Source organism: Streptacidiphilus cavernicola (genome assembly GCF_042510955.1).
Taxonomy (GTDB): domain Bacteria; phylum Actinomycetota; class Actinomycetes; order Streptomycetales; family Streptomycetaceae; genus Streptacidiphilus; species Streptacidiphilus cavernicola.
The window spans coordinates 394,046-415,418 of record NZ_JBHFAB010000003.1 but is presented as its reverse complement, the minus strand read 5'-3'; the positions used below and the strand labels follow the sequence as shown (position 1 = coordinate 415,418).

12 protein-coding genes are annotated in these 21,373 nt (G+C 70.0%); 6 read left to right on the top strand and 6 right to left on the bottom strand.

The features are described from left to right. Nucleotides 1-319 precede the first annotated feature (319 nt). On the top strand, nucleotides 320-4,048 hold the full coding sequence (locus ACEZDE_RS06265) for a DNRLRE domain-containing protein (RefSeq protein WP_380533323.1): 3,729 nt from the start codon (nucleotides 320-322) through the stop codon (nucleotides 4,046-4,048). Nucleotides 4,049-4,146: 98 nt separating this feature from the next. Here ACEZDE_RS06265 and ACEZDE_RS06260 read toward each other — a convergent pair whose 3' ends face one another. From ACEZDE_RS06260 to ACEZDE_RS06235, 6 genes are all read right to left on the bottom strand, one after another. Further along, nucleotides 4,147-5,793, bottom strand: coding sequence for a glycoside hydrolase family 13 protein (locus tag ACEZDE_RS06260; RefSeq protein WP_380533321.1), 1,647 nt, complete (start codon nucleotides 5,791-5,793; stop codon nucleotides 4,147-4,149). A 99-nt stretch (nucleotides 5,794-5,892) separates the two neighbouring features. Next, nucleotides 5,893-8,553 (bottom strand): discoidin domain-containing protein, encoded by a 2,661-nt coding sequence (locus ACEZDE_RS06255; RefSeq protein ID WP_380533319.1) that lies wholly within the window; start codon nucleotides 8,551-8,553, stop codon nucleotides 5,893-5,895. Nucleotides 8,554-8,832: 279 nt separating this feature from the next. Continuing rightward, nucleotides 8,833-10,452 (bottom strand): glycoside hydrolase family 13 protein, encoded by a 1,620-nt coding sequence (locus ACEZDE_RS06250; protein ID WP_380533317.1) that lies wholly within the window; start codon nucleotides 10,450-10,452, stop codon nucleotides 8,833-8,835. Between the two features lie 104 nt (nucleotides 10,453-10,556). Further along, nucleotides 10,557-11,450: a carbohydrate ABC transporter permease gene (locus ACEZDE_RS06245; RefSeq protein ID WP_380533315.1), complete on the bottom strand. Its 894-nt coding sequence runs from the start codon at nucleotides 11,448-11,450 to the stop codon at nucleotides 10,557-10,559. Nucleotides 11,451-11,455: 5 nt separating this feature from the next. After that, a complete protein-coding gene (locus ACEZDE_RS06240; protein ID WP_380533313.1) occupies nucleotides 11,456-12,403 on the bottom strand; it encodes a carbohydrate ABC transporter permease in 948 nt (315 codons plus the stop codon). A 106-nt stretch (nucleotides 12,404-12,509) separates the two neighbouring features. After that, nucleotides 12,510-13,910, bottom strand: coding sequence for an extracellular solute-binding protein (locus ACEZDE_RS06235; RefSeq protein ID WP_380533311.1), 1,401 nt, complete (start codon nucleotides 13,908-13,910; stop codon nucleotides 12,510-12,512). Nucleotides 13,911-14,204: 294 nt separating this feature from the next. On the opposite strand from ACEZDE_RS06235, the gene ACEZDE_RS06230 reads away from it, so the two are divergent. From ACEZDE_RS06230 to ACEZDE_RS06210, 5 genes are all read left to right on the top strand, one after another. Further along, nucleotides 14,205-15,200 carry a LacI family DNA-binding transcriptional regulator gene (locus tag ACEZDE_RS06230; protein WP_380533309.1) on the top strand — a complete coding sequence of 332 codons (996 nt, stop codon included), beginning with the start codon at nucleotides 14,205-14,207 and terminating at the stop codon, nucleotides 15,198-15,200. Between the two features lie 218 nt (nucleotides 15,201-15,418). Then, entirely contained in the window at nucleotides 15,419-18,391 is a 2,973-nt protein-coding gene (locus ACEZDE_RS06225) for a carbohydrate-binding protein (protein ID WP_380533307.1), read from the top strand. Between the two features lie 210 nt (nucleotides 18,392-18,601). Further along, complete coding sequence (locus ACEZDE_RS06220; protein WP_380533305.1) at nucleotides 18,602-20,173, top strand: MDR family MFS transporter; 1,572 nt, start codon at nucleotides 18,602-18,604, stop codon at nucleotides 20,171-20,173. A gap of 46 nt (nucleotides 20,174-20,219) precedes the next feature. Continuing rightward, entirely contained in the window at nucleotides 20,220-20,963 is a 744-nt protein-coding gene (locus tag ACEZDE_RS06215) for a dienelactone hydrolase family protein (RefSeq protein WP_380533303.1), read from the top strand. Between the two features lie 4 nt (nucleotides 20,964-20,967). After that, a complete protein-coding gene (locus ACEZDE_RS06210; RefSeq protein WP_380533301.1) occupies nucleotides 20,968-21,243 on the top strand; it encodes a DUF6295 family protein in 276 nt (91 codons plus the stop codon). The last annotated feature ends 130 nt before the right edge of the window (nucleotides 21,244-21,373 follow it).

The following is a 21,373-nucleotide window of genomic DNA, read 5'->3' as shown; positions in this document are numbered from 1 at the left end:
ACGGAATCTATGTCCTCGCCAACACAAACGGAATGGCGCTTACTAATTCGTTACTCACATTCCGCTTAGCTATATCGCCGCCAACCTTCCCAAATATGGACATTTAGTCGCCGTGGCGGTGGGTGATGTAGATCACTGGTGCCCAAATGCCCTTTTGTCGGCAGTTACGGTGAGCCGCGCGGTCCGGTAGGCCGCTTCGCACAGGCTTACAGGAGGCCCCCGCATGGGGAGAACGTCGAACTACCCATCACCGCAAGGTCGCAGGCGCGGTCGAGTCGCTGCCCTGATGGGCGCGGCCCTTATAGCAGGATCACTCTCCGTGATCAACCCCGGGTCCGCGCACGCGGACACCAGCAGCCCGCCCGTGGTCACCGATCCCGAGGCGGTGGCCTCCGCACAGGCCCAGTCCACCGGCAAGGACGTCGCGGTCGACGCGGACAGCACGACGACGTCGACCACGGTTGCCAATCCGGACGGTTCGTTCACGTACACCGCCAGCCCGTTTCCGGTCCAGGTGAAGCAGGGCGGCAGCTGGGTGCCGGTGGACGCGACATTGCAGCACAACGCCGACGGAACTCTCTCGCCCAAGGCGGCGGAGTCCCAGGTGTCCTTCTCCGCGGGCGGAGGCACAGCGCTGGCCACCCTGACCAACAGTCAGGGCCAGCGGGTCTCCCTCTCCTGGCCCAACGCCCTGCCCGCCGTGCAGGTTTCCGGCGCGACAGCGACCTACCCCTCCGTCTTCCCGGGTGTGGACCTGCAGATGACGGCCACCACCGACGGCGGATACAGCGAGGAACTGATCGTCAAAACCGCTGCGGCGGCGGCGAATCCGGCTCTCAACGACATCCGTTTCAACACCAGTACGAGTGCCGGGCTGACACTGGGCCGCAATGCGGCCGGCGGCCTGCAGGTCACCGATGCCAGCGGGGCCACCGCCTTCACCTCACCGACCGCCACCATGTGGTCCACTCCCGACTCCGGCGCTGCCGCCAAGGGTCTGAGCACCCGTTCCCTGGGGGCGAGTACTCCCGACGCCGGGACAGCGGGAACCGAGAGCACGGGTGACATGCCCGCGCAGGACGACGCCGGCTCCGTCACCGACCTGGCCGTCAACGTCAGCGGCCAGGCGGTCGACCTGGTCCCGCCGGCGGGTGCGCTGACCTCAAGCAGCAACACCTACCCGCTGGTCATCGACCCCTCGCTGTCCCCCGCCGAGCCGGGCTGGACCTGGATCGCCAGCAACACCCCGGGCACCAGCTACTGGGAGGGCAGCAACAACACCCACGACAGCTACGCCCACGTCGGCTACGACGACTGGTGCGCCGACGGGACCAGCGGCTGCAGCGCCTTCGGCACCACCCGTTCGCTGTTCTCGCTCTCCATGGCCGGCCTGGCCGGCAAGCACGTCACCGCTGCCTCCCTCAGTGTCACCGAGCAGGGGCCGACCTCCTCCTGGTCCGGGACCAGGCAGATCGACCTGCACAGCGGCGGCGCCTTCAACTCCAGCACCACCTGGAGCAACCAGAGCGTGTCGGCCGCGGTCTCGGCCAGCGCCAACTTCGCCACCATCGCCTCCGCCACCACGGGCAACGCGAACTTCGATGTCACATCGCTGATCCAGAGCGCCGTCGCCGCCGGTTACGGCACCCAGACCATGGCGCTGGAGGCCCATGACGAGGGCGACGACACCGCCTACCGCTATCTGCACGGAGCGGTGCAACTGGGTGTGACCTACTGGTCCACGCCCAATCTGCCCACCAGCCTGACCACCACGGACGGTGGCACCACCACCAGTTGCAACACCACCGCGCCGGGAACCTGGATCTCCAGGACGGACTCCAACACCATCAACCTCAATGCCTCGCTGACCGGCCCCGACAGCACCTACGCCGAAACGGCGGACTACTGGTACCGCAAGGTGCAACCCGCACTGGACGCCTCCTGGACCGAGGCTCCGCCGCAGTCCGTGGTCGCGCAGAGCACCCCGCAGCCCACCTCCTTCACGATGCCGACCCTCACCGACGGCTCGGAGTACGAGTGGCAGGTCTACGCCCAGAGCGACGGCGGCGCCTACAGCAGCACGGCAGCACCGTCGGCCGGCACCCAGTGCTGGTTCCGCACCGACTTCACCACCCCCACCATCACCCCCGGCACCCCCGTCCTGCCCACCGGCACCGGTGGCACCGGCAGCCTCCCGGTGACGCCGACGGACCCGGGCACCAACCCCTCCGGCGTCACAAAGATCCTCTACAACGTCAACGGCACCTCGCTGAACAGCGGCGGTAGCGGCGAGTTGTCCGAGGACGCCGGCACGAAGTCCGTCCCGCTCAAGGCCGACCACTGGGGCACCAACACCGTCTGGTACGCGGTCGTGGACGCGGCGGGCAACCAGTCCGCCCCGCAGCACTACGACTACTACGTCGCCGACAGCGCGTTCACCCCCGGGACAGCGGGTGACCTGGACGGGGACCACAAGCCCGACCTGGCGACGGTCGACTCCTCGGGTGCTGTCCGCTACTACAGCAATCCCTTCGCCGCCAGCCCGAACGGCACCGCCGGCAACCCCGACGGCGGCGCGGTACTGATCCCCGCCTCCAGCGCCCCCAACGGCACCAGCTTCGCAGGCGCCCTGATCGCCCACCGCGGCTCCTACACCGAGCAGACCTGCGACGACCTGGTCGTCATCCAGAGCGGCACGCTCCATGTGGACACCGACAACAACAACTGCAGCCCCACCACCAGTTGGACCCTGGGCAGCGGGCAGGCCCGCCCCACCGGCTCCAACGTCACCGGTGACACCACCAACTACAACACGACCGACTGGTCCTCGGTCCGACAGGCCGTCCTCCTGAGCAGCTCAGGAGGCGAGTCCGCCCTGCTGACGCTGGAGAACGACAACGGCGTCTGGACCCTGTGGATGTTCACGGCCAACGGCCCCACCTTCAGGAAGGCCGTCCTCCTGTCCACCAGCAGCTCCTGGTCCCATGTCACCCTGATCTCCCCCGGGTCGATCAACGGCGTCCCCGCTCTGTGGGCACGCGACACCACCACCGGCTCGCTGACCCAGTACACGGGGGTCGAGGACTGGCAGAACACCACCACCCCGGCCGGCACCACCATCGCCGCCGGCGGCTACCGCGTCGGCCAGTACCCCTCGATCACCAGCGACGGCCCGGAGGACGGCACCAACCCCACCCTGTGGGCCACCACCAGGACCGGCCAGCTCACCGAGATCCCCACCACCGTCGCCGCCAACGGCGCCGTCACCCTGGGCGCCCCGGTTCCGGTCAGCTCGGTGGGCTGGGCTGCCAACGTGCAGACCCTCGACGGCGTGACTCCCCGTCAGCCCACCAGCAGCATCGGGCTCTACCGTCCCAGCACCTACAGCTTCATCTTCGACACATCCAACTCCAGCACGACTGTCGACCACACGCTCGCCTACGGCAATGTCGGCGACATCCCCGTCACCGGAGACTGGAACGGGGACGGCGTCGACACCGTCGGCGTCTACCGCCCCAGCACCCAGACCTTCTACCTCGACGACTCCAACACCGTCTCCGAGACCGACCACACCATCCGGATCGGCACCACCGGCGACCTCCCCGTGGTCGGCGACTGGAACGGGGACGGCGTCGACACCGTCGGCGTCTACCGCCCCAGCAACCGGCACTTCTACCTCGACGACTCGCTGACCTCAAGCAACGTCGACCACATCGTGACCTTCGGCAACGCGGGCGACCAGCCCGTGGTCGGCGACTGGAACGGGGACGGCGTCGACACCGTCGGCGTCTACCGCCCCGGCAACGAGACCTTCTACCTCGCCGACTCGCTGGCGAACCCGGCCGCAGACCACACCCTGGCCTTCGGGAACTCCGGGGACACCCCGCTCACCGGCGACTGGAACGGGGACGGCACCGACACCGTCGGCGTCTGGCGGCCGAGCAGTTTCTACCTGGACAACTCGCTCACCGTCGCGTCCATCGACCAGACCACCGCCTTCGGGATCGGCACCGACGTCCCACTGAGCGGTGACTGGAACGGGCAGTAGCCCGGACCGGCCCCGCAGCCGCACACCGCGGCCCCGTCGACCGATTCCGGTCGGCGGGGCCGCGGTGGTGTGCGTGCCTGCTGCGGGGCCCGGTCCGGTCAGTTGACCCGGAGCCAGACCGCGGTGTTGGCCGGGACGGTGGTGCCGTCCTCCGGGAGGGGGTTGGCGGTGAGCAGGACGGCGGTGTGCGGGGGCAGCGGGACCGGCTCCGCGGTGGTGTTGACCAGGCACTGGAAGGTCTCGCCGCGGCGGAAGTGCAGGACGCCCGCGGCTGAGCCCGCGACCCAGTGGAAGTCGTCCGTGTGCAGGGCCGGCTCCGCGCGGCGCAGCCGGAGCGCGGCGCGGTAGAGCTCCAGCATCGAGTCCGGTTCGCCGCTGAGCGCCTCGGCGGTGCACCCGGCCCAGGCGGCCGGCTGCGGAAGCCAGGGCTCGGCCGCCGCGCCGTCCGGGCTGAAGCCGAACGGGGCCGCCGACCCGCTCCACGGCAGCGGCACCCGGCAGCCGTCACGGCCGATGTCGACGCCGTCGGTGCGGAAGAAGTACGGGTCCTGCCGGGCCGAGTCGGGGATGTCCTGGACCTCGCTCAGGCCCAGTTCCTCGCCCTGGTAGACGTAGGTCGACCCGGGCAGGGCCAGGCTGAGCATGATCGCCGACCGCGCCCGCCGGGTGCCGAGCTCCAGGTCGACCGGGGCCCCGTGCTGCTCCGGGCTGCGCCCCATCGAGCTGTCGGCGCGGCCGTAGCGGGTGAGGTGCCGGGTGACGTCGTGGTTGGAGAGCACCCAGGTCGCCGCCGCGCCGACCGGCGCGTGGCCGTCCAGGGTGGCGTCCACCGCGGTGCGCAGCTTCCCGGCGTCCCAGGGGCAGTTGAGGTAGTCGAAGTTGAACGCGGTGTGCATCTCGTCCGGACGGAGGTACGCCGCCAGCCGTTCCGGCTTGTCCAGCCAGACCTCGCCGATCAGCGCCCGCGGCTCGGCGTAGCCGTCCGCCACCGCGCGCCAGCCGCGGTAGATGCCGTGCACCGCGTCCCGGTCCACGTACGGGTGCGGGACCGGCGGGTTGTCGTGGTCGAAGTCGGGCAGCTCCGGGTCCTTGGCCGGCATGGTGGCCGAGTCGATCCTGACCCCGTCCACGCCGCGGTCGAACCAGAACCGCAGGACGTCCTCGTGCTCCTCGGCGACCTTGGGGTTGTTCCAGTTGAGGTCGGGCTGCTCGGCCGCGAAGAGGTGCAGGTACCACTCCCCCGGGGTGCCGTCCGGGTCGGCGACCCGGGTCCAGGCCCGGCCGCCGAAGACCGACTGCCAGTCGTTGGGCGGCAGTTCGCCGTGCTCGCCGCGGCCGGGACGGAACCAGAACAGCTCCCGCACCTCGGAGCCCGGCTCCGCGGCCAGCGCCTCCTGGAACCAGGCGTGCTGGTCGGACACGTGGTTGGGGACGACGTCGACGATGATGCGCAACCCCAGGTCGTGCGCCTCGGCGATCAGGCTCTCCGCCTCGGCGAGGGTGCCGAAGGAGGGGTCGATCCGGCGGTAGTCAGCGACGTCGTATCCGGCGTCGGCCATCGGCGAGGCGTACCAGGGGTTGAACCACAGGGCGTCGACGCCCAGTTCGGCGAGGTAGGGCAGCTTGGCGCGGACGCCGGCCAGGTCGCCGACGCCGTCGCCGTTCGCGTCGGCGAAGGACCGCACATAGACCTGGTAGATGACGGCGTCGCGCCACCAGTCGGCGGTGTGAACACGATTGTCCATGGCGGGAAGGCTCCTTGCCCGGTGCATGAAGGAGGAAGGGGAGGGAATGGAATGGCGGCCGGGGTGCGGGACGGCGGGCCCCGCACCCCGGCGGCGGCCCTAGCCGAAGATCTCGAACTCGGAGAGCTGGGCCGCGGTCCAGCCGGTGTTGCCGGTCACCGAGAGCCGCAGCTGCTGTGCCTCGGTGCCCGGGGGCAGCGGGATGGTCACGGTGTTCTGCGTCGCCGGGTCGAAGGTGTAGTCGGCGGACGGGACCAGGGTGGTGAAGTTCGTCCCGTCGGTGGAGCCGAGCACCGAGAGGGTCTCCACCCGGCTGCCCCAGTTGGACGGAAGGGTGAGCACCACGCTGCTCTCCGGCTGGGAGGCCCCCAGGTCGGCGGTGAGCGTCTGCGGGAACGGCTGGCCGTCCTCGCTCTCCCAGTACGAGCCGTCGTTGTCGTCGTTGGCGTTGGTGGCCGGGAAGTACTGCAGCGAGCTGCTGGCCGTCATGGTCGCGTCCAGCGCCAGGTTGCTCGGCGGGGCGACGCCGCCGGTGCCGCCGATCGGGTCGGTGTCACCGATCAGCTGGACGGTCGCCGGGGCGCGGCCCTCGCTGCTCGGGATGGTGAGCGTGCCGGTGCGGATGCCCGCCGCGCCCGCGACGTAGGAGACGTCGACCATGCACCAGTTGCCGCTGTCGGTCGGCGAGGTCGGGGTCAGCGTGGTGGGGCAGGGGTGCGCCGGGTCGGCGCTGACGGTGAAGCCGGCGCTGGCCTTGATCGCGCCGAGGGTGGCCGCGGCGGTGCCGGTGTTCATGAGGGCGATCTTCTGCACCGGGGTGGCCTGGCCGACCGTGGCGTTCTCGAAGGTCGTGGTGCTCGGGTAGGTCAGCAGCGGGCTGGTGGGCGGCATGCCGCAGGTGCTGCTGGACCAGCCGAAGTCGCCGGGGCCGCGGTTGATCGCGAAGCCCGCGCCGCAGCTGAACACCCCGGCGATGCCGACGCCGGTGGCGATCGTCCCGGAGACCGAGACGGAGCCGGGGGCCTGGTCCTGGAAGACGTAGCTGCCGACCCCGGCCACCAGGTTGTCCTTGATGCTGACGTTGCTGACGCGGTGTCCGGCGGTCGGCGGGGTGGTCACCGCGGCGCCGGTGTAGGCGTTGGAGTTCTGGAACATGAACGCCTCGTAGGGGCTGTCCACGATCGCGTTGTCGGTGATGTTCACCGGCGCGTCCATGTCGCCCTGCTCCGGGTCGAACCAGATCGCGCCGACGCCGTAGTCCCAGCCCGCGTCCCACTGGCCGGTGCGGACCAGCACATTGCGGGTGACGGTCAGCGGCCCGGACATCGGCACCGAGTCGAAGCGCTGCCCGATGCCGATGCCGCCGCCCCGGGTGACCGTGTCCTGGAGCAGGTTGTCGCTGATGATGTCGCCCGTGCCGGAGCCGTAGACGCCGATGTTGTTGGCGAGTCCGGGCGAGTCGACGGTGTTGTGGCTGATGGTGTCCTGGGTGTCGCCGTAGTTCTCGGACCACAGGGCCAGGCCGTCGTCCTGGGTGTTGCGCAGGAAGTTGCCGGTCACCAGCGCGCCGGTGATCGGGCCGTCGGCGGCGTTGAGGTTGATCCCGTCCGCGGTGGTGTCCTGGATCCGCAGGTTACGGAGCGTCAGACCGGTGCTGGGTCCGATGATCCAGGCTCCGACCTTCTCGTTCTGGATCCAGACGTCGGAGATGGTGGAGTCGCTGAACCCGCCGTTGAAGCCGGTGTCCTCGGTGTTGCTGTCGTCGCGCACGTCCACGTTGCCGTAGAGCGAGAGGCCGGAGATCTCGACGTGGCTGCTGGACGGGTTCTGCTTGCCGTTGAACTCGACGTTCTTGCCGGTCAGCACGGTGTACCACTCACCGGCGCCGACGATGGAGACGTGGTCGACGTTCAGCGGGGCGCTGACGGTGTAGGTGCCCGGCGGAAGGTACAGTCCCTGCCCGGCGGCTGACGCAGCGTCAATCGCCGCCTGCAGTGCGGCGGTCACATCGGTGGCCCCGGTGTTGTCGACGCCGTACGGGGCCTGGGTGACGTCGGCGTAGCCGGCCGGCTTCGGCCGGGCCGGGGCGACCTGCTCGAAGTCGGCGGTGTTGATGACGTACCAGGGCGCGTTGTCGCCCGCGTCGACCTGGAGCTTGACCACCGTCCCGGCCGGGAGGGTCTTCGGGAACTGGTACCTGACGTCGTTGTAGAAGTCGTGCGGGACTTGGCCGTTCGGCTGGCCGGTGCCCGGGGTGTTGCGGAACGGGTAGGTCCCGTAGAGCCAGCTGAACTGTGAGGTGAGCGAAAGCGCGGTGGTGGCCTTGCCGTTGACGTACAGCGACAGCGGCGCGGTGATCCCGCCGCCGTGCAGCGAGTCGGGGACGGCGTAGTGGAAGTCGACCGCGTTGGCGGCCTTGGTCAGCCGGAACGAGACGTACTTCCCCTGCCCGACCAGCTGCACCGCCTGACGGCCGGTCGCCTCGGCGGCCAGGCTGCCGTACTGGTAGTTCGGGCCGAGCCTGGTGCCGTTGGTCTGCGCGAACGGGCTGGTCGCGGCGTTGTACTCGGTGAACGGCACCGGCGCGCCGGCGGCGGTCGGGATTCCGGCCGACAGTGCGCCGGGGGTCGCGGCGACGGCACCGACGGCGGGGAGGGTCAGCGTCAGAGCGGAGCCTGCGAGCAGCGCGGCGGTGGTCGCGGCCGAGAGCCGGAGCGTGCTGCGGCCCGATCTACGGTGCGGCGTACGTGGGTGGGACACGGACAACAACTCCTTGGACATCGGAATCGGGTGGTATCCGGACAAGAGCAGGGAAAGTGGGGAGAGCGAAGGGCAGGGCGGACGGAGCCTCCGGCGGACGCGGGGCGCGAGGGCGGGGCGGACGGCGATGGCCCGAGGGGACTCGTCCGGGCGTCAGGCACGACGCGGGGACGGCGCCACCGGCGGCACGCGGCCCCGGCGCCACCGGGTCCGCCGGAGGACACCGGTCGCGCCACCGCCCCTCAGTGGCGGCACGACCGGTGGTGCGGCTGCGGGCGGTCAGTTCGCCCGCAGCCAGACTGCGGTGTCCGGCGGCAGCAGGCCGCCGTCGAGGGGACCGCTGGCCAGCAGCACCGCGTGGTGCGCGGGCAGCGGCTGCGGGGTGTCGGAGAGGTTCACGGCGCAGCTGAACCCGTCGCCGCGGGCGAAGGCGAGCACCCGCGGGTCGGCGTCCAGCCAGGTCATCGGCCCGTCACCGAGTCCGGCCGTGCTGCGGCGGAGCCGGAAGGCGGTGCGGTAGAGGGTGAGCATGGAGTCCGCCGCGCCGTCCTGGGCGGTGGCGCAGTGGCGTCCCCAGTCGGCGGGCTGCGGCAGCCAGGGCTCGGCGGTGGCGCCGGCCGGGCTGAAGCCGAAGGCGGGAGCGCTCCCGTTCCAGGGCAGCGGGACCCGGCAGCCGTCGCGGCCGGGGTCGGTGCCGCCGGTGCGGTGGTACATCGGGTCCTCGATCCGGTCCGCCGGGATGTCCTCGACCTCGGGCAGCGCCAGCTCCTCGCCCTGGTAGAGGTAGACCGAGCCGGGCAGCGCCAGCGTCAGCAGCGCCGCCGCGCGGGCCCGGCGGGTGCCCAGGGCCAGGTCGGTCGGGATGCCGTGGGCCTTGTCCGCGAAATCGAAGCCGGTGTCGGCCCGCCCGTAGCGGGTGACCGTGCGGGTGATGTCGTGGTTGGCCAGCACCCAGGTGGCCGGGGCGCCGACCGGGGCGTGCACGGCCAGGGTGGTGCTGATCGACTCGCGCAGCGCCTCGGCGTCCCACGGGCAGGCCAGGAAGCCGAAGTTGAACGCCGTGTGCAGTTCGTCCGGTCGCAGGTAGCGGGCGAAACGCTCCGGGTCCGGCAGCCAGACCTCGCCGATCAGCGCCTTGGGCTGCGGGTAGGAGTCGGCGAGCCGCCGCCAGGAGCGGTAGATGTCGTGCAGCTCGTCCCGGTCGTTGTAGGGGTGCGGGTCGGCGCCGTCGGCGAGGTCGGGCAGGGCCGGGTCCTTGGCGACCTCGGCGGCGGAGTCGATCCGGACCCCGGCCGCGCCGCGGTCGAACCAGAACCGCAGCACGTCCTCGTGCTCCTGGCGGACCTCGGGGTGGGCCCAGTTGAGGTCGGGCTGCTCCGGCGCGAAGCGGTGCAGGTACCACTCGCCGTCCGGGACCCTGGTCCAGGCCGAGCCGCCGAACTGGGACGGCCAGTCGTTGGGCGGCAGTTCGCCGTGCTCCCCCTTGCCGGGGCGGAACCAGAACCGGGCCCGCTCCGGCGAGCCGGGGGCGGCGGCCAGGGCCTGGACGAACCAGCGGTGGGCGTCCGAGACGTGGTTGGGGACGATGTCGATGATGGTGCGGATGCCCAGCTCCCCGGCCTCGGCGATCAGCTTCTCGGCCTCGGCCAGGGTGCCGAACATCGGGTCGATCTCCCGGTAGTCGGCGACGTCGTAGCCGCCGTCCGCCATCGGCGAGGCGTACCAGGGGTTGAACCACAGCGCGTCCACGCCCAGTTCGGCCAGGTACGGCAGGCGTGAGCGGACACCGGCCAGGTCGCCGACCCCGTCGCCGTTGTCGTCGGCGAAGCTGCGGACGTACACCTGGTAGATCGCCGCGCCGCGCCACCAGGCGTTCGTAGAACGGTCTGTCAGTTGCATGGCGGGTCTCCTCGTGTCGTTGGTCTGCCGCCGCGGGGCAAGGGGGTGCCGTGGGAGCGGCGCTGCGCGCCTCGTCGTCCTGCGGGCGAAGGGAAGGGGCTGGGTCAGCCCTTCATGCTTCCGGCGGTGAGACCGGACATGATGTTCCGTTGGAAGATCAGGAAGAAGACGATGGTCGGCACGCTGGCGATGGCCAGAGCGGCGATCAGCACGTTCTGCGGGATGCCCACGCTCAGCTGGTAGAGGCCGACGTTGACGGTCTGCCGGGAGGTGTCGGTGAGCACCAGCAGCGGCCAGAGGAAGTCCTTCCAGACCGCGACCACCGCGAAGATCGACACCACCCCGAGGACCGGACGGGAGATCGGCAGCACGATCGACCACAGCGCCCGCAGCGGCCCGGCCCCGTCGATGGCGGCGGCGGCGAGCAGCTCGCTCGGGATCGAGTCGAAGAACCGCTTCAGCAGCAGGATGTTGAAGGCGCTGGCCACCGAGGGCAGCCAGATCGCCCACGGGGTGTTCAGCAGGCTCCAGTGCACGAACGGCAGGCTGTTGGCGGTCAGGTAGGTCGGCAGGGCGATGACCGTGGTCGGGATCATCAGGCTGGCCAGCATCGCGAAGAGCACCGCGTTGCCGAAGGCCGGCCGCAGCTTGGAGAAGGCGTAGGCCGCCGCCACGTCGAACACCAGCTGGAAGCCGAGCGCGCCGAAGGCGTAGAGCAGGGTGTTGAGGATCAGCTTGCCGAGGTTGGCGTCGTGCCAGGCGGCGCTGTAGTTGGAGGGGTGGATCTGGTGCGGGACGACGGTCGGCGGGGTCTGGATGATCTCCTTGGACGACTTCAGGCCGCCGGTGGCCATCCAGTACAGCGGGAACAGGAAGACCAGCGCGAACAGCACGATCAGGGTCCAGAAGGCGACCCAGTAGACGGTGCGGGCGATCGGGCGGTCGAGTTGGACCTGGGAGATCAGGGTCCGCGTCTGGGATTCGGTTGCGGTTGCCATGGTCTCTACTCCTCGCCCGCACGGCTGCTGAGCCACAGGTAGCCGCCCGCGAATCCGACCAGGACCAGCAGGAGCACGCAGCCGAGCGCCGAGGCGCTGCCGTAGTTGTTGAAATTGAACGCGTACTGGTAGATCAGGTAGACGACGCTGGTGGTGTCGTTGGAGGCGCCGGTGATGACGTACGGCTCGGTGAAGACCTGCATGGTGCCGACGACCTGGAGCATCAGCATCAGCGAGAGGATCAGCCTGGTCTGCGGCACGGTGACGTGCCAGATCCGGCGCCAGATCCCGGCCCCGTCGATCTCGGCGGCCTCGTAGAGCTCGCCGGGGATGCCCTGCAGCGAGGCGAGGTAGACCAGCACCGTCCCGCCCATGTTGATCCAGGTGGAGAACAGCACCAGGCAGAGCACGGCGAGGGTGTGCGAGGACTGCAGCCACTGCACCGTCGGCAGGTGCAGGAAGTGCAGCACGCTGTTGAACAGGCCGGTGTCGTCCGGGGTGTAGAACCAGCGCCAGAGAAAGGCGGCGGCCACCGGCGGCATCATCACCGGCAGGTACACCAGCAGCCGGAAGTAGGAGCGGGCGTGCCGCAGCTCGTTGAGGACGACGGCGGTGAGGAAGGGCACCGCGTAGCCGAAGACCAGGGCGAAGAGGGTGAACAGGCCGGTGGTGCGCCAGGCCCCCCAGAAGTCCGGGTCGGCGAAGATGCGGTGGTAGTTCTGGAGTCCGACCCACCGGGTGTCGCCGGCGAAGTTCGTGACCTGGAAGCTCATGATCACTTCGCGGATCATGGGGTACCAGGAGAACAGCGCGAAGCAGATCACGGCTCCGAGCAGGAACAGGTAACCGGTGGCGTTCCGGCGCAGTTTGCGGCGGAGCGAGGCGTGCCGCGGGGGGCGGGCCTCCGCTCGGAGGTCGCGCGCCACGGCGCGAGACACGTTGATCGTCGCCATGTCGGTGGGTCTCTCGTTCTTGAGGGGCGGCCGGCCTCCCGGGAGCCGGACGGCTCCCGGGAGGGCCTTGCGGGCGGGGCTGGCGGGACGGGCAGGTCAGCGGATGCTACTGGGCGTTGGACAGGATGCTGTCGGTGCTGCTCTTGAAGGTGTCCAGCAGCTTCTGCAGGTCGGCGTTGGGATTGGTCAGCGCGCCGAAGACCGCCTTGTCGCCCTGGGCGTAGATGGCCTGCGCCTGCGGCGGCTCGACCAGCAGCTTCATGTTCGGGAGCGCGGCGACGTAGGTGGAGAAGTTCTGCACCGGGATGTTGGCGTACTTGGCCATCGCGGTCGCGTCGGCGGAGGCGGTGGCACCGGTCCACAGGTCCGGCTCGGGCAGGCCCACCGGCTCCTTCTGCTCGGCCCGGCGCGGGTAGTTGAAGTTCTGGCCCTGGCCGGAGGTGAGGAACTCGTAGTTGATCCACTTGATGCCGGCCTCGATCTGGGCCGGGGTGTCGTGCTTGTTGAACATGTAGCCGTCGCCGCCGACCAGGGTGGCCTGCTCGCCGGGCATCGGGCCGACGGCCATGGTGTCGTAGGGGACCTTGTACTGGTCGTGGATGGTGGTCAGGGTGACCGGGTCGCCGATGTACATGCCCAGCTTGCCGGTGGCCATCATCTGCAGCAGGTCGTTGTACTGCAGGCCCTGCTTGGCGCCCATGACGTTGTCGGTGAACCGCATCTTGTGCAGGAACTGCAGCACGGCCAGGCCGTTGGCGTTGTCGAAGTTGGCCGACTTGCCGTCGGCGCTGACCATGGTGCCGCCGCGCGAGTAGAGCTCGGCGGTGAAGTGCCAGCCGCCGGTGTTGCCCGCGCTGTAGTCGGCGTAGCCGACGTTCCCGCCGCCGAGCTTGCTGATCGCGATGGCGTCGGCCTCGACCTCGTCCCAGGTGGTCGGCGGCTTGTTCGGGTCCAGGCCGGCCTTCTGGAAGAGGTCCTTGTTGTAGACCAGGCCCAGGCTGTAGTTGCCCTTGGGTATGCCGTAGAGGTGGCCGGAGTCGGTGCCGCCCTGCTTGTAGATGCCGGTCAGCGCGGGCTGGATGTCGGCGAGGCCGTGGATCTGGCTCGCGTACTGCTGGATGTCGGCGGCCTGGCCGGAGGCGATGACGTTGGCGGCGTCGGTGAAGTAGGTGTAGAAGACGTCGTCCATCTTGCCGCTGGCGAGCTTGGCGTTGAAGGTGGCCGGGTCTTCGCAGGGGTTGGTGTCGTCGCTCTTGATGGTGATGTTCGGGTTGAGCTTCTCGAAGGCGGAGACGTCGGCGAGCCAGTTGGCGCGCGGCTGCGCCTGGGTGGTGGGCGGCTCGCAGCCGACGGAGATGGTGACCGGACCGGCGCTGGCGGCGGCCGAGGAGCCCGCCCCGGAACCGGTGCTGCTGCTGCCGCAGCCGCTGACCGCGAAGGCGAGACCGGCCGCAAGAGCCACGGCGACGGCGGTACGGGCTCTGGAGCCCATGCTGATACCAGTCATCTGAAGTATCCCTGAGGGTGAGTATGATGCGAGGGCCGCGACGGCAGTGCAGGCCAGGACGTGTCTGATCGCGGCACGGCCTGCACGGGAACGCCACGGGGCCGGCGGCTGCGGCCCCCGGGCTCCCCACGACCCGGGTGGGGGTCGCTGGTCGGTCCGGCGTGTTGCACAAGCTACGACGCCGTTAACAAGCGCGCAATACCCAAACTTATTTACGCAAGAACTCGACATATCGAAGCCTTTGCCCGCAGGGCTTGCGCAAGCCGACGCAGATTTATGACATAGTTCTGTTTTATGACTCGTAGACTCGCGGAAGTTGCCAAAAGGGTCGGCGTGAGCGAAGCGACCGTGAGCCGTGTCCTGAACGGCAAGCCCGGCGTTTCCGACACCACCCGCCAGTCGGTGCTGACCGCGCTGGACGTGCTCGGGTACGAGCGCCCCACCCAGCTCAGGGGGGTCAGGGCCCGGCTGGTCGGGCTGGTGCTGCCGGAGCTGCAGAACCCGATCTTCCCGGCGCTGGCCGAGGTGGTCGGCGGGGCGCTGGTGCAGCTCGGCTTCACCCCGGTGCTGTGCACCCGCTCGGCCGGCGGGCTGACCGAGGCCGAGTACGTGACCATGCTGCTGGACCAGCAGGTCTCCGGGGTCATCTTCTGCGGCGGGCTCAGCTCCGAGGAGTACCAGCAGCTGCTGGGCCGCGGCGTCCCGGTGGTGCTGCTCAACGCCGCGGTGGACTTCGTCGGCTTCCCGCAGGTCTCCACCGACGACACCGCCGCCGTGCAGCAGGCCTACGCGCACCTCTCCTCGCTCGGCCACCGCCGGATCGGCCTGCTGGTCGGCCCGGAGGAGCACACCCCCTCCGAGCGCAAGATCGCCGCCTTCCGGGCCCTGCTGCCGCCGGACGAGCGGGACGCCCCGGGCCGGATCGGGCACGCCCTGTTCTCCTTCGAGGGCGGCCACGCGGCTGCGGGCGAGCTGTTCGCGGCCGGGGTGACCGGGCTCGTCTGCGGCAGCGACGTGCTCGCCCTGGGCGCGATCCGGGCCGCCCGCAGGGCCGGGCTCAGCGTCCCCGGCGACGTCTCGGTGGTCGGCTACGACGACTCGGCCTTCATGAACTACACCGATCCGCCGCTGACCACCCTGCGCCAGCCGATCGAGGCGATGGCCAAGGCCGCGGTGACGCTGCTGGTCAACCAGATGGGCGGCAGCTCCCCGACGCCCAAGGAACTGCTGCACGAACCCGAACTGGTGGTCCGGAGTTCGACCGGCCCGGCGAATGTCGTTGCCCAGTAAAAAGCGAACGGCCGGAAGCAGTTAATTTCATATCGGGTACGGAGCAGCAGGGAGCGTTGGCTGACATAGCCGCAGGTCAACGAGTTGAGAAAGCCGCGAAAGCGGACTCGGTGCCAAGTGGTCGTCAAATTGCTTGTTTCACTTGAAACATTGCGGATATTTGTACGCAGCACTACGGTGCCGGTCAATTCGTTACGCCCCCCACCCCCAGGAGCGTCATGCCAACCCCACCTGTCGGCAGGCCACGCACCACCGCGCTGCTCACCGCCCTGTTCTCCGTCCTCGCCGTGCTGCTGGGCCTGGCCGCCTGGTCGGCCCCCTCCGCCTCCGCCGCGGCCACCACCTACGAGGCCGAGTCGGCCGCGCTGTCCGGCGGCGCCGTGGTCGGCACCGACCACACCGGCTACACCGGCACCGGCTTCGTCGAGGGCTACACCGACGCCGACAAGGGCACCGCCGCCACCACCTTCACCGTCACCGCGGCGAGCGCCGGAGCCGCCTCGGTCTCGCTGCGCTACGCCAACGGCACCACCTCCACCATGACCCTGTCGGTCTACGTCAACGGGACGAAGGTGCAGCAGGACCAGCTCGGCGCCACCGCCGACTGGAACACCTGGGGCACCAAGGCCGACACCCTCACCCTCAAGGCCGGCTCCAACACCGTCGCCTACAAGTTCGACAGCACCGACAGCGGCAACGTCAACCTGGACGACATCACCGTCGCCGCGGTCACCCCGCCGCCGGCCGGCCAGTACGAGGCCGAGTCGGCCGCGCTGTCCGGCGGCGCCGTGGTCGGCACCGACCACACCGGCTACACCGGTACCGGCTTCGTCGAGGGCTACACCGACGCCGACAAGGGCACCGCCGCCACCACCTTCACCGTGAACTCCGCCAACGCCGGGACCGGCACGGTGGCCCTGCGCTACGCCAACGGCACCGGCGCGACGATGACCCTGTCGGTCTACGTCAACGGGACGAAGGTGCAGCAGGACCAGCTCGGCGCCACCGCCGACTGGAACACCTGGGGCACCAAGAGCGACAGCCTCGCCCTGAACGCGGGCAGCAACACCGTCGCCTACAAGTTCGACAGCAGCGACAGCGGCAACGTCAACCTGGACAACATCACCGTGACGGCGCCGACCAGCAGCCCGACACCGACCCCCACCCCGACGCCCACCGCGACCGGCAGCACGCCCCCGCCGTCCGGCGCGGTCTACGAGGCGGAGACCGCCTTCTTCGCCGGCGGCCCGACCACGGCCACGTCCACCAGCGGCTACACCGGCAGCGGCTACCTCACCGGCTTCACCGCCCAGGGCGCGCAGACGGTCATCGACGTCGACGCACCCTCGGCCGGGAGCTACCCGGTGGCGCTGCGCTACGCCAACAGCACCGGCACCGCGCAGACCATCTCGCTGAACGTGGACGGCATCCTCAACGGCCAGCTCAGCCTGCCGGCCGGCAGCGGCTGGCTGACCTCCTCGAAGACGGTCACCCTGCGGTCCGGGCTGAACCTGATCGGGTATCAGACCGACCCCGGCGACAGCGGCAACATCTCCATCGACGATGTCAGCGTCACCGGCGGGGCCGCGCTGGCCGCGCAGGGCGCGACCGCGCCGTACACCGAGTACACCGCGACCTCCGTGCAGACCAACGGCACGGTGCTGCCCGCCAGCACCGCCTACCCGAGCCTGCAGGCCGAGGCGACCGGCCGCCAGGCCGTCCAGCTGACCGCGACCGGCCAGTACGAGCAGCTCACGCTGACCAAGCCGGCCAACTCGATCGTGCTGCGCTACTCCATCCCCGCCAACAGCGACGGCTCCACCGCCACCGCCCCGATCAGCCTCTACGCCAACGGCAGCAAGGTCCAGGACCTGGCGCTGACCACGCAGTTCTCCTGGTTGTACGGCGGCGGCTACTACGACACCCGCTCCCCCAGCAGCGGCGCGGCGCACCACTTCTACGACGAGACCCGGGCGCTGATCGGCAACTGGCCGGCCGGTACGGTGCTGAAGCTGCAGAAGGACTCCGGCGACACCGCCGCGAGCTACACCCTCGACGCGGTCGACGCCGAGCAGGTCGACCCGGCGCTGACCATGCCCGCCAACTACGTGTCCGCCGCAACCTACGGGGTCACCCCGAACACCGGCGCCGACCAAACCTCCGCGCTCAACAACGCCCTGGCCGAACTCTCCGGCTCGGGCAAGGGCCTGTGGCTGCCCAGCGGCACCTATGACATCTCCGGCCAGGTCAGCCTGAACAACGTGGCGCTGCGCGGCGCGGGCGAGTGGTACACCACGATCCAGTCGACCTCGGTCAACGGCTCCGGCGGGCTGTTCGCCACCGGCGGCACCAACCAGATCGCCGACCTGACCGTCTCCGGCGACCAGACCAGCCGCAACAACGACTCCGGCGCGGCCGGGATCGAGGGCAACTTCGCCAACGGCTCGCTGATCTACGACGTCTGGGTCGAGCACGCCAAGGTCGGCATCTGGACCGACTCCGCCAACGGCCTGGACATCGCCGGAGCCCGGATCCGCGACGTCTTCGCGGACGGGGTGCACTTCAACGGCGGCAGCAGCAACTCCCGGGTGGAGCAGACCCTGGTCCGCAACACCGGCGACGACGAACTGGCCCTGGACACCGAGGGCGGCAACGTCACCAACTGCGTGCTGGCGAACAACACGGTGCAGAGCCCGATCCAGGCCAACGGCATCGGCGTCTACGGCGGCGGGAACAACACCGTCGAGAACAACGTGGTCTCCGACACGGTCGCCTTCGGCTCCGGCATCACCATCAGCACCGCCTTCGGCGGCGGCTTCACCGGTCCGACCGCAGTGAACAACAACCTGCTCACCCGGGCCGGCTCCTACAACTCCAACTGGAGCTCGTCGCTGGGCGCGCTGTGGATCTACGCCAACCAGTCGGACATCACCCAGCCGGTGACCGTCACCGGCAACAGCATCGTCAACGCCAGCTACGAGGGGGTGCTGCTGAGCTACGCCAAGCAGATCAGCAACCTCGCGCTGACCGACGACAGCATCAACGGCGCCGGAACCTACGGCATCAACATCAACGACGTCACCGGCAGCATGTCCGCCACCGGTGTCACCGTCACCGGCGCGAAGTCCGGCGGCCTGAACAACCCGGGCAACTACACCATCAACCGCGGCGCGGGCGACAGCGGCTTCTAGCCCGCGGCAGCACAACAGCACAGCACGGCAGCACAGCACCAGGGCCCGGCGCGGAACGACTCCCGCGCCGGGCCCGCCGCGTGCGGACCCGTAGTGACGGAGTCGGCGGGCCGTGCTTGACGGTCCGTCCGGGATGGGCCTAACGTCTGGCGCGGATCTATACTAGCCGGGCGGCAGGTAAGTACCCGGAGCGCGGGAATGGAGAGGCCGATGGCTGATACGAAGACCCTGCCCACGGGGGAGGCTGAGGAGCCCGTCGTGCTGGGCCGGTCGGTCTACATCGCGGTGATCGGGCTGATGCTCGGCATGCTGGTCGCGATGCTGGACAACCTGATCGTCAGCACCGCGCTGCCGACCATCGTCGGCGACCTCGGCGGGCTCTCGCACCTCTCCTGGGTGGTCACCGCGTACGCCCTGGGCGCCGCCGTCACCACCCCGATCTGGGGCAAGCTCGGCGACCTGCACGGCCGCAAGGCCATGTTCATGCTGGCCATCGTGGTCTTCCTGATCGGCTCGGCGCTGACCGGCGTGTCGCAGAACATGGGCCAGCTGATCGCCTTCCGCGCACTCCAGGGCCTGGGCGCGGGCGGCCTGATGGTCGGCGCCATGGCCACCCTGGGCGACCTGGTCCCGCCACGTGAGCGCGGCCGGTTCCAGGCCATGATCGGCGGGATGATGCCGGTCGCCTTCGTCGGCGGCCCGCTGGTCGGCGGCCTGCTCACCGAGCACCTCAGCTGGCGCTGGGCCTTCTACATCAACATCCCGCTGGGCATCGCCGCGCTGCTGGTGACCGGCTTCGGGATGCGGCTGCCGCGGCGTCGGATCGAGGCCAAGATCGACTACCTGGGCGCGCTGCTGCTCGGCGTCGGCGTGGTCGCGATCACCCTGGTCGCCTCCTGGGGCGGCACCCAGTACAGCTGGGGCTCGCTGCCGATCGTGCTGCTGTCCGTCGGCGGCGTGCTCGCCCTGATCGCCTTCGTCTACTCGCAGAGCCGGGTCGCAGAACCGATTCTGCCGCCGTCGATGTTCCGCGACCGCAACTTCACCGTCTCCCAGATCATCAGCTTCCTGGTCGGCGCGGCCATGTTCGGCGCCATCAACTTCCTTCCGCAGTACCTCCAGTACGTCCGCGGCGCGTCGCCCACCGCGAGCGGGCTGCTGCTGCTCCCGCTGATGTTCGGGATGCTCGCGGTGATGATCGTCAGCGGCCAGGCGGTCTCCAGGACCGGCAAGTACCGGACCATGATGCTGGTCGGCGGCGCGGTGATGACCGTCGGCATGGGCATCCTGCTGCTGCTGAAAGTGGACACCACCACCGCCACCGCCTCGCTGCTCACCCTGGTGCTCGGCCTGGGCATGGGCTTCCTGATGCAGAACACCATGCTGATCACCCAGAACAGCGTCCCGCTGCGGAACATGGGCGCGGCCAGCGGCGCGGTCACCCTGTTCCGCACGGTCGGCGGCTCGCTCGGGATCGCGGTCTTCGGCGCCCTCTACACCTCCCGGCTGACCGACTCGCTCACCGCCAGCCTGGGCGCGGGCGGCGGCAAGCTGGCCGCGAACGGGTCGCACATCCCGCCGTCCGCGCTGGCCGGGCTGCCCGCGCCGATCCAGCACGCCTTCAAACTGGCGGTCACCGACGGCCTGCACAGCGTCCTGATCGGCGGGGTGATCCTGGCCTTCCTCACCTTCCTGGTCACCTGGCTGATCCGGGAGGTGCCGCTGCGCTCCGGCGCGGCCCCCAGCGACGAGCCGGCCAAGGAGAGTGTGCCGACCCTGTGAATCATCAGGCAAACTGACCAGTCCTGACTTATGGTATAGCTGTTCCATGAGTGATTCCCTGACTGCGGAAACCGTCCGATTCGCCGGTCACGACGGCGACGAGATCGAGGCCTACCTGGCCCGCCCCGAGGGCGAGGGGCGGCGGGGCGGCGTCGTCCTGATCCACCACATGCCCGGATACGACCGGGGCAGCAAGGAGATCGCCCGGCGCCTCGCCGAGCTGGGCTATGACACGATCTGCCCCAACCTGTACGTCCGCGAGGCTCCCGGCGCCGCGCCCGACGACGCCGCCGCGACCGCCCGCGCCAACGGCGGCGTGCCGGACGCCCGGCTGGTCGGCGACGTCGCCGCGGCGGCGGCGTACCTGCGCGCGCTGCCCGGCTCCAACGGCAAGGTCGGCGTGATCGGCCACTGCTCCGGCGGCCGGCAGAGCGTGCTCGCCGCCTGTCAGCTCGACCTGGACGCGGCGGTCGACTGCTACGGCGCCTTCGTCACCGGCATCGTGCCCGAGGGCTTCCCGCTGAAGGTCAGCAACCTGGTGGACCAGCTGCCGCAGCTGCGCGCGCCGCTGCTCGGCCTGTTCGGCGCGGACGACCAGTACCCCTCCCCGGAGCAGGTCGCCCAGCTGGAGCAGATCCTGACCGACCACGGCAAGGAGTTCGAGTTCCACAGCTACGAGGGCGCGGGCCACGCCTTCTTCGCCAACGACCGCCCCGCCTACAACGTGGCCGCGGCCAACGACGGCTGGGAGCGGATCGCCGCCTTCTACGGCAAGCACCTGGGGGCCTGACGCCATGTGCACCTACACGACCGTCAAGGACAGCGTCGACGGCAGCGCCAAGGGCCCCGGCGGCTCCTGGTTCCACGTCTCCGACGTGACGGTGTACTTCGACCACCCGGTGCACGCCATGGCCGAGCACACCCTCAACATCGACTTCGCCGACCCGTCGAAGGGCCCGTCGGCCCGGGTCGCGCTGGAGCTGACCGCCTCCTCGGCCCGCGCCCTGGTCGCCGCGATCCAGGAGGCCCTGGCCGCCGTCCCGGCGGAGATGGCCGGGCTCGAAGCCTGAGGGTCCGGCCGAGGGGCCGCCCCCACGAGCAGCCGCCGCCGATGAGATGGAGCGCCGCAGCGGCGGATCGCTCCTCATCGTCGAGATCCGTCGCCGCGACCCGGACGGCTGGGTCACCATCCAGCGCTGA

Excerpts from the sequence above, each read along its gene's own strand:
- ACEZDE_RS06210 (WP_380533301.1), top strand. The coding sequence starts at position 20,968 with ATGTGCACCTACACGACCGTCAAGGACAGCGTCGACGGCAGCGCCAAG.
- ACEZDE_RS06260 (WP_380533321.1), bottom strand. The coding sequence starts at position 5,793 with ATGGACAATCGTGTTCACACCGCCGACTGGTGGCGCGACGCCGTCATC.
- ACEZDE_RS06240 (WP_380533313.1), bottom strand. The coding sequence starts at position 12,403 with ATGGCGACGATCAACGTGTCTCGCGCCGTGGCGCGCGACCTCCGAGCG.
- ACEZDE_RS06250 (WP_380533317.1), bottom strand. The coding sequence starts at position 10,452 with ATGCAACTGACAGACCGTTCTACGAACGCCTGGTGGCGCGGCGCGGCG.
- ACEZDE_RS06235 (WP_380533311.1), bottom strand. The coding sequence starts at position 13,910 with ATGACTGGTATCAGCATGGGCTCCAGAGCCCGTACCGCCGTCGCCGTG.
- ACEZDE_RS06220 (WP_380533305.1), top strand. The coding sequence starts at position 18,602 with ATGGCTGATACGAAGACCCTGCCCACGGGGGAGGCTGAGGAGCCCGTC.
- ACEZDE_RS06225 (WP_380533307.1), top strand. The coding sequence starts at position 15,419 with ATGCCAACCCCACCTGTCGGCAGGCCACGCACCACCGCGCTGCTCACC.
- ACEZDE_RS06230 (WP_380533309.1), top strand. The coding sequence starts at position 14,205 with ATGACTCGTAGACTCGCGGAAGTTGCCAAAAGGGTCGGCGTGAGCGAA.
- ACEZDE_RS06245 (WP_380533315.1), bottom strand. The coding sequence starts at position 11,450 with ATGGCAACCGCAACCGAATCCCAGACGCGGACCCTGATCTCCCAGGTC.
- ACEZDE_RS06215 (WP_380533303.1), top strand. The coding sequence starts at position 20,220 with ATGAGTGATTCCCTGACTGCGGAAACCGTCCGATTCGCCGGTCACGAC.